The organism is Streptomyces sp. NPDC001843 (genome assembly GCF_042891955.1).
GTDB lineage: Bacteria > Actinomycetota > Actinomycetes > Streptomycetales > Streptomycetaceae > Streptomyces.
This window is the reverse complement of sequence record NZ_JBIATQ010000002.1, coordinates 673731-680687: the sequence shown is the minus strand read 5'-3', so window position 1 is coordinate 680687 and position 6957 is coordinate 673731. Positions and strand designations below refer to the sequence as shown.

Genomic DNA, 6957 nt, shown 5'->3' with positions numbered 1-6957 from the left:
CACCTGCCGAATACGAGACCAAGCACTACCGCGAAACCACGAAATCCCAGGTCACAGTCACGACCTAGAGTCTCGATCAAACCCGGAACGGTTCAGTGTGCCGCACCGGCGATGTACTCCTTGACCAAGGTTGTGTGGAGCGTGGCTGGGAGTTCCGCGAACACGTCGGCATGGTCGGCGACCAGCCGGAAGAACGGCGATCCCCACGGATCGAGTGTCACCACGTCCCAGAGGAACAGACCCGCGTACTCACTGTCGTGAAGCAGGTGAGACCCGAGTGTCACGGCTCCTCCGATGTCGTGTGCGACAACGTATGGCCTGTCCAGGCGCCAGTACGTGAGCAGCTGAGCGAATCGTGACATCTGGGAGGCAAGATCGATCGGTACTACCGGATCCTTCGGTGATCTGCCGTAGCCGGGCATGTCCCACAGGAACACCCGATATCTGCTGCTTAGGTGCCGTGCAGTCTCCGCCCATACCTGTGACGACCACGGCGTGCCATGGCAGAACACCACATCTCCCAGCGCAGCCCCCCGGTCGGGGACCAGTACGTATGTTGCGACGCTTGCCCCGTCGACGGTGATGTGGACAGGATCCGGCAGCCGCGATTCCCTCGTATTCATGCGATGAAGCTAGAACCTCAGGTCGACCTGAGGTCAAGCAGGGATAATGGCCCCATGAAGATCGGAGACGTCGCTCACCGTCTTGGCGTAGCGGTGCATGTGCTGAGGCACTGGGACGATGTAGGTGTCGTCGTGCCCGACCGCACACCGTCAGGCCAGCGCGACTACAGCGAGGAGCACCTTCACCGCTTGCGGGTCCTGCGAGCATGCCAGGGCGTCGGCATGAGCCTGCCGGAGATCCGGCAGGTTCTGCACCGAGGTGACCCCGAGAGAACGGGCGCGATCGAGCGGCAACTCCACCAGATCCGGACGCAGCGAGCACAACTCGAGGATGCCGAACGATTCCTCGTGCATGTGATCAACTGCGAGCACGACCTACTCACAAGGTGCGATGCGTGCACGAGATATGCCGCAAGCGTTTCCCTGCAGGAGGACGAGCACGTGACGCCGTCAACAACGCCCTGACCCGCAACACCTAGCAGCAGTGCTCAAAGACGCCTGCGGAAGTGGTCACGGCGCGAGACGGCGGCGAGCCATGCCCCGGTGCGCCGCTCGCGCCAGCCGCCCTCGAAGAGGATGTTGAGCTCAGCGTCGGTAACAGCCCTCGCTCTCCAATGAAATGACACAGCCAACCGGTCGGCGAGGTTGCTCGGCGGCACAGCGCAGTTCATGACCGGCTCCAACGGCAGTCACGCGGGGTCCCACACAGCATCCCTGTCGCCGTCACCCGTGGTGATCGCGGTGGGAGGGGTGCGCTCGTTCTGAGGGAGATCCGCATCGTGACTGTTCAGCAGCAGGTCTGGTTCATCACCGGCTGCTCGACCGGCTTCGGCCGGGCCCTGGCCCGGGAGGTCCTCGCCGCCGGCCAGAAGGCGGTCGTCACCGCCCGTGACATCGCTCAGGTCAAGGACCTCGTCGAGGGCAACGACCAGGCGCTCGCCCTGCCCCTCGACGTCACCGACGGCACCCAGGTCAGCAAGGCCGTTGAGGCTGCCGAGGAGCACTTCGGCGGCATCGACGTGCTGGTCAACAACGCCGGTATCGGCTACTTCGCCGCCGTGGAGGAGAACACTGATGAGGAGATTCGCCGGATCTTCGACATCAACGTGTTCGGCCTGTCCGACGTCATCCGCAACGTCCTGCCGGGCATGCGCGCGCGCCGCTCGGGAACGATCGTGAACTTCTCCTCCATCGGAGGACTGCGCGCCTTCCCGGCCGTCGGCTACTACGCCGCCACCAAGTTCGCCGTCGAGGGCCTGACCGACGCGCTGCGCCAGGAGGTCGCCCCGCTGGGCATCACCACGCTGCTCGTCGAGCCCGGCCCCTTCCGCACCGACTGGGCGGGCCGGTCCGCCAACGAGACGCTGCCCGAGCGGGAGATCGCCGACTACGCCGACACGGTCGGCGCGGCGCGTGCCGCGTTCCGCGCGGACACCGGCAAGGAGCCCGGCGACCCGCACGCCGCCGCCCGGGCGATCGTCACCGCCCTCGCCACCGACACCCACCCCCAGCGCCTGCTGCTGGGCGCCCCTGCGTACGGCACGGCGATCGAGCAGCTGGAGTCGATGCTCGCCGAGATCCGTGCCAACGAGGCGCTGACCCTGTCGGCCGATTTCGACGCTCCCGCCGCCTGATCCTGCGCCAGGCTCCGCCGGCCGGTGACGACGCCGTACTCCGGCCTGTCACCGACCGGCGGCGCCCGGGCAGCTGCGCCCGCCTGCTCCGTAATCCGCATGGAAGCCGAACCGATGAGCACGCGCCTCGTCGCGGGCCGGCCATTGAGTGCCCGAGGAGAACCCGGAGGGGTTCCTGCGCATGTTCCTCGAATTCGGCAACCGCGCACGCACAGCCTGAACACCGCTTCGCAGAAGGATTGAGCCACCATGGCTGACAGCCACGACAACCACCTGCGCGGCCGCGTCAGCGTCATCACCGGAGCGTCCTCCGGCATCGGCGCGGCCACGGCTCGGGCCCTGGCCGCGTGCGGCGCCCGCGTCGTCCTCGCCGCCCGCAACGCCGACAAGCTCGACACCCTGATCACCGAGATCCGCGACGCCGGCGGCACCGCGGCCGCCCGCATCACCGACGTCACTCGCCGGGACGACGTCGAGGGCCTGATGGACTTCGCCGCCGGCGAGTACGGCCCCGTCGACCACCTGGTCAACAACGCCGGCCTGATGCTCTTCTCCAAGTGGTCCGACCGCGCCATCGACGACTGGGACAAGATGATCGACACCAACCTCCGCGGCTACCTGCATGCCATCAGCGCCGTCCTGCCCGGCATGATCGCCCGCCAGTCCGGCCAGATCCTCAACCTCAGCTCGGTGGCAGGCATCCGCGTCGGGGAGGCCAGCGGCGTCTACAGCGCCACCAAGTTCTTCATCCGCGGCATCACCGACAGCCTCCGCCGGGAAGTCGGCATCACCCACGGCATCCAAGTCTCCATGATCAGCCCTGGCGTCATCTCCACCGGCTGGGCCGACAAAGTCTCCAACGCCGAGGGCAAACAGATCGCCCAGCAGCTCAACGAGGGTGCCATCGACCCCGACCGGGTGGCCGACGCCGTCGTCTACGCGCTGAACCAGCCCCCTGACGTCACCGTCAACGACATCGTCGTCCACCCCACCCGCCAGGCCTGGTAGTTCCACCTTCAGCCTCAGAGCAATCCCGCGCCGACCCTCGCGGCGGTCGGCCACCTGCAGCACTGAACGACCACCTCCGCACGGAAACGGAGCCCTCTCATGAGCAGCACCGCCTCCCGCCGCCCGCTCGCCCTGGTGACCGGGGCCTCCGCGGGCATCGGCCACGAACTCGCGAAGCTGTTCGCCATCAACGGCTTCGACCTGATCGCCACCGGACGCAGCGAGCACACCGACCATGCCGCGGCCGGCCTCGCCCGGCACGGCGTCGACGTCACCCCCGTACGCGCCGACCTCTCCCAGAGCGAGGGCGTCGAGTCGGTGTGGCAGGCGGTGCAGGAGACAGGACGGCCGCTCGACGCCGCGGTCCTCAACGCCGGCCGCAGCATCGGCGGCGCCTTCCTCGACACCGACCTCGACGACGAACTCTCCCTGATCCAGCTGAACGTGGCCTCCGTCGTCCACCTGGCCAAGCACGTCGCCCGGCACATGGCAGGCAACGGCCGCGGCCGCATCCTGATCACGTCCTCGCTGTCGGCGACCCTGCCCACCCCCTACGAGACCGTGTACGGGCCCTCGCGCGCCTTCACCCGCATGTTCGCCCTCGGTTTGCGTGAGGAACTCAAGGAGCACGGCGTCACCGTCACCTGCCTCATGCCCGGCGCCACCGACAGCAACTTCCACACCCGCGCGGGCATGAACAACACCGCCTTCGGCCCCGGCATGAAGAAGAACAACCGCAAGGAAGTCGCTCGCCAGGGATTCATCGCCATGATGAACGGTCGCGCAGAGATCGTCGGCGGCGACGCCGCCACCAAGCGCACCGCCCTCGAACACCGCTTCCTGCCCGAGACCTACAAGGCCGCCCGTCACGCCACCAAGGCCAAACCCCGCTCTCGCTGAGCACACGCCCGCCACTCTGCGGCCTGGGACCGTCTCGCCTCCCGGGCCGCGGACCTTTCACGGCGACAGTGCCGGCTCTGGATGTGCAGGTGACGGACGCCTGTGACAGGGGTCTTGGGCTTTCCGCCGTAGGCGTTCGCAGGGGGACCGGCCGGCGAGGGCGCCGCAGGAGCGATGGCTCGGCGGCTGGCCAGTGTGGAAGAGGAAGCTGTCATCCGCCGCGCGGCCAGGGTGCATCGGTGCTGAGTTCCTTCTGTCTGTGCCGGACGTCTACGTGCCAGGCATCGGTGCCGCCATGGTGCGGTAGCGCCGGACGGAGGTTCCAGGGACTTCACCCAAAGGAAGGCTGGGCCGTGCCCTGCTGCGGGAGCGCGGGCCGGTCCGGCTTCACGGTTGGGCAGGGCGGGGGGAGGCCACCGGCGGCTCGGGAGGCTCGAGCAGGTGGCGTCGCCCGCCCGGATTCGTGCAGCCGTGTCGGCCGGAGCGCAGCTGTGTGCAGGCCTTCGCCTCCGAGGGGTCGGAGGCGGGCACCATGGCGGTGTACACATCGGTGTCGTAGTGCACCCGTTCCCGCATGTGTCTGCCGTGTGCCGGGACGGCCTCTGCCATGTCACCTGGTGCGCCCCAGCTGATGCGGCCCCAGGCGGCCCGGCATGCGTCGCTGTACCGCAACTCGACGTACACCCCGTCCACCCGGACCAGGGCGGAGGTCCAGGCGTCGCCTGCGCACCCGGTGTCCTTGGGGTCGAGTCCGGCGCAGCCGTCCGAGTAGCACTGCGTGTCCAGACCGGCCTCAGCGCCGGTCGTCGATGTCGCCGGGGTGGCGGACACCCCGTTCGGGCCGGCCGCGTCATGACCGTTTGCGGCGGAGAAGGCCGCCACTCCGGCGGCCACGGCGGCCGAGAGGACGAGGACACCGGACAGCCGCGCACCCGCGGTCATCCGGCGCGCGGGCCGAGTGGCCGGCTCCACCGGCTCGGCCGCCGGTTCTTCGCCGGGATCCGCCTCCGGGGCGGGAGTGCGCGGCCGGTTCCACGCCTGCTCCGCCAGTTCCCACAGGGATGTCAGGGTTGCGACATCGCGGCCCACCAGCCGTCCCAACGCCTCCACTGCCTCGCGGGGCGGCAGCTTCTTGCCGTTAAGGTAGCGCTCCCAGGCCGATTTACTGAACGGCGTCTGCTCGGCCAGCGCCGCGAGGCTCAGCCCGCTGGTGTCCTTCATCTTCCGCAGCCGGTCCACCAAGGCCCATACTTCGGGCTCCAGTTCCTCCGGTAACGCCCGCCACTCCCCCATTGCCGGTCCCCACCCCATCCACCAAGGACGACACGCCCCACCGACGGTACGGTCACGGCTGCCGTCGCAAAAGTGCACTGCTTGCCATTTCCCACCGCGGGGTAGAGGCGGGACATGGGGGTTACCGGGGGGTTGTGTCCGCTGCGCGTGATACTCGTCCTTGCCGTCGCGACGGTCCTGGCGTCCGTACCGGCCAGCGCCGCCGACCGGTCGGCAGTGTCGTACGTCAGCGGCCACGGCGCCCTCGGCGACGACTGGCGGGACGAAGGCGTGCTCGACGCCCGAGAGCATCCGCGCAGTGACCTCGTCGGCCTGTGGCAGTCCGTACTGTGGGCGGACGGTTATCTCGCCCGGGCCTTCGTCACCTGCCGCTACGACACCCGTACCCGGGAGGCCACCCGCGTCTGGCAGAGCAACCACGGTCTGGTCGCCGACGGGGTCACGGGAGCCCAGACCCTGGGCTTCGCGGGCGGCAGACTGGTGTCCAGGCCGCCCTGAACGGTGTACGTCGGCGAGCGGTACGCCCTGCCGCTGCGCCGCACGGGCGCGGGTGTCTACGAGGTGTACGACGAAGGCCGCTTCGCTCCGCTGCGCACCGACTCGGCCACTCTGCACGTCTGCAGGGACGCTCACTGATCCACGACCCAGGAGGTGCGGGCGCTGACCCCGAGTTGGCGGTCGAGCAGGTCCACGCTCCCCTTTGCCCTGCCGGGTGTGGCGCCCAGCATGCCGGTGCGTGCGTCCCCGACGGGTGCGGTCACCGCGCGGCCGTCGGCGGAGACGGTGAGACCTGACGTTCCGGCGCCGGGGACGACGTCCGCCCACACTGCACGGCAGAGCGGGCTGTACCACAGCGTGAGCGTCCGGTGGTCGGCGCGGAGCGCGTGCACGGACACGCTGCCCCGGTCGCAGCCGATCCGGTACGGGTCCCGGCCCCGGCAGCCGTCGCCGAGACAGGGCGCCCCCGCTGGTGTCCCGGTCGCGGTCTGCAGCGGCCAGGGCCATTCGGGCGCACCGGGCGGCGCCCCGTGGGGAGCCGGGACACGAGACGCTGGGCGACTCCCGCCGTCCCAAGGGCTCAGCAGGGCCAGCAACGAGGCCAGCAGCAGTGCCGTCCCCAGCAGACCGCCGAGCGCCGTCGTCCGAGATCCGGGGCGAGGGGCCGCACCGGTCGCCGCCGGTGCGGCCGTCTTCGCGGCCCGGGCCGGGAGCCCTGTCCGCCCCGGTGCCGGTTGCCGGGCGACGGCGGTCGCGGCCACCTCCCACAGTGCCAGCAGCCGGCTGTGCTCCTGGGCAGCGAGAGGTCCAAGGGCGTCGACGGCTTCCCACGGCGGCATCGCCCGGCCGGACAGATAGCGGTGCCACGAGGTCGCGCTGTAGCCCGTCTTCCGAGCGAGCTGAGCGAATGTCCAGCCGTGGCGGCCCTTCAGTCGCCGCAACTCGTCCAGCAGCCGCCGGTGCGCGTCCGGAAGGTCTTCGGGCACGGGCTTTCGCAGCGT

At 69.6% G+C, this 6957-nt stretch carries 10 protein-coding genes; 6 read left to right on the top strand and 4 right to left on the bottom strand.

Features of this window, described 5'->3' with window-relative positions; genetic code table 11:
- Window positions 1-92: 92 nt before the first annotated feature.
- The gene (locus tag ACFYZQ_RS08430; protein WP_389143181.1) at window positions 93-623 is read right to left on the bottom strand and encodes an alpha/beta fold hydrolase; all 531 of its coding nucleotides are present in this window, start codon (window positions 621-623) and stop codon (window positions 93-95) included.
- A gap of 3 nt (window positions 624-626) precedes the next feature.
- On the opposite strand from ACFYZQ_RS08430, the gene ACFYZQ_RS08425 reads away from it, so the two are divergent.
- Window positions 627-1088: a MerR family transcriptional regulator gene (locus ACFYZQ_RS08425; RefSeq protein WP_389143178.1), complete on the top strand. Its 462-nt coding sequence runs from the start codon at window positions 627-629 to the stop codon at window positions 1086-1088.
- A gap of 23 nt (window positions 1089-1111) precedes the next feature.
- Here the strand turns inward: ACFYZQ_RS08425 and ACFYZQ_RS08420 are convergent, their stop codons facing one another.
- Window positions 1112-1294 (bottom strand): DUF6000 family protein, encoded by a 183-nt coding sequence (locus ACFYZQ_RS08420; RefSeq protein ID WP_389143175.1) that lies wholly within the window; start codon window positions 1292-1294, stop codon window positions 1112-1114.
- Window positions 1295-1402: 108 nt separating this feature from the next.
- Here ACFYZQ_RS08420 and ACFYZQ_RS08415 point away from each other — a divergent pair, with 108 nt between their 5' ends.
- The 3 genes from ACFYZQ_RS08415 to ACFYZQ_RS08405 all read left to right on the top strand — a co-directional run bounded on the left by ACFYZQ_RS08415 (window position 1403) and on the right by ACFYZQ_RS08405 (window position 4165).
- Window positions 1403-2257: an oxidoreductase gene (locus ACFYZQ_RS08415; RefSeq protein WP_389143172.1), complete on the top strand. Its 855-nt coding sequence runs from the start codon at window positions 1403-1405 to the stop codon at window positions 2255-2257.
- A gap of 249 nt (window positions 2258-2506) precedes the next feature.
- Complete coding sequence (locus ACFYZQ_RS08410; RefSeq protein WP_389143169.1) at window positions 2507-3265, top strand: SDR family oxidoreductase; 759 nt, start codon at window positions 2507-2509, stop codon at window positions 3263-3265.
- A 99-nt stretch (window positions 3266-3364) separates the two neighbouring features.
- Window positions 3365-4165 (top strand): SDR family NAD(P)-dependent oxidoreductase, encoded by an 801-nt coding sequence (locus ACFYZQ_RS08405; RefSeq protein ID WP_389143166.1) that lies wholly within the window; start codon window positions 3365-3367, stop codon window positions 4163-4165.
- Between the two features lie 387 nt (window positions 4166-4552).
- Here the strand turns inward: ACFYZQ_RS08405 and ACFYZQ_RS08400 are convergent, their stop codons facing one another.
- Window positions 4553-5458, bottom strand: a complete 906-nt coding sequence (locus tag ACFYZQ_RS08400; RefSeq protein WP_389143163.1) for a DUF2690 domain-containing protein — start codon at window positions 5456-5458, stop codon at window positions 4553-4555.
- A 147-nt stretch (window positions 5459-5605) separates the two neighbouring features.
- Here ACFYZQ_RS08400 and ACFYZQ_RS08395 point away from each other — a divergent pair, with 147 nt between their 5' ends.
- Both ACFYZQ_RS08395 and ACFYZQ_RS08390 read left to right on the top strand, forming a co-directional pair.
- Window positions 5606-5956, top strand: a complete 351-nt coding sequence (locus ACFYZQ_RS08395; protein WP_389143160.1) for a peptidoglycan-binding protein — start codon at window positions 5606-5608, stop codon at window positions 5954-5956.
- Window positions 5957-5959: 3 nt separating this feature from the next.
- Window positions 5960-6094: a hypothetical protein gene (locus tag ACFYZQ_RS08390; protein WP_389143158.1), complete on the top strand. Its 135-nt coding sequence runs from the start codon at window positions 5960-5962 to the stop codon at window positions 6092-6094.
- Here ACFYZQ_RS08390 and ACFYZQ_RS08385 read toward each other — a convergent pair.
- Window positions 6088-6942, bottom strand: a complete 855-nt coding sequence (locus tag ACFYZQ_RS08385) for a helix-turn-helix domain-containing protein (RefSeq protein WP_389143155.1) — start codon at window positions 6940-6942, stop codon at window positions 6088-6090. The genes ACFYZQ_RS08390 and ACFYZQ_RS08385 overlap by 7 nt on opposite strands.
- Window positions 6943-6957: the final 15 nt, after the last annotated feature.

What these genes read in the sequence shown, in the direction of transcription:
- ACFYZQ_RS08425 (WP_389143178.1), top strand. Translation starts at nt 627, where the DNA reads ATGAAGCTAGAACCTCAGGTCGACCTGAGGTCAAGCAGGGATAATGGC.
- ACFYZQ_RS08420 (WP_389143175.1), bottom strand. Translation starts at nt 1,294, where the DNA reads ATGAACTGCGCTGTGCCGCCGAGCAACCTCGCCGACCGGTTGGCTGTG.
- ACFYZQ_RS08400 (WP_389143163.1), bottom strand. Translation starts at nt 5,458, where the DNA reads ATGGGGGAGTGGCGGGCGTTACCGGAGGAACTGGAGCCCGAAGTATGG.
- ACFYZQ_RS08410 (WP_389143169.1), top strand. Translation starts at nt 2,507, where the DNA reads ATGGCTGACAGCCACGACAACCACCTGCGCGGCCGCGTCAGCGTCATC.
- ACFYZQ_RS08430 (WP_389143181.1), bottom strand. Translation starts at nt 623, where the DNA reads ATGAATACGAGGGAATCGCGGCTGCCGGATCCTGTCCACATCACCGTC.
- ACFYZQ_RS08405 (WP_389143166.1), top strand. Translation starts at nt 3,365, where the DNA reads ATGAGCAGCACCGCCTCCCGCCGCCCGCTCGCCCTGGTGACCGGGGCC.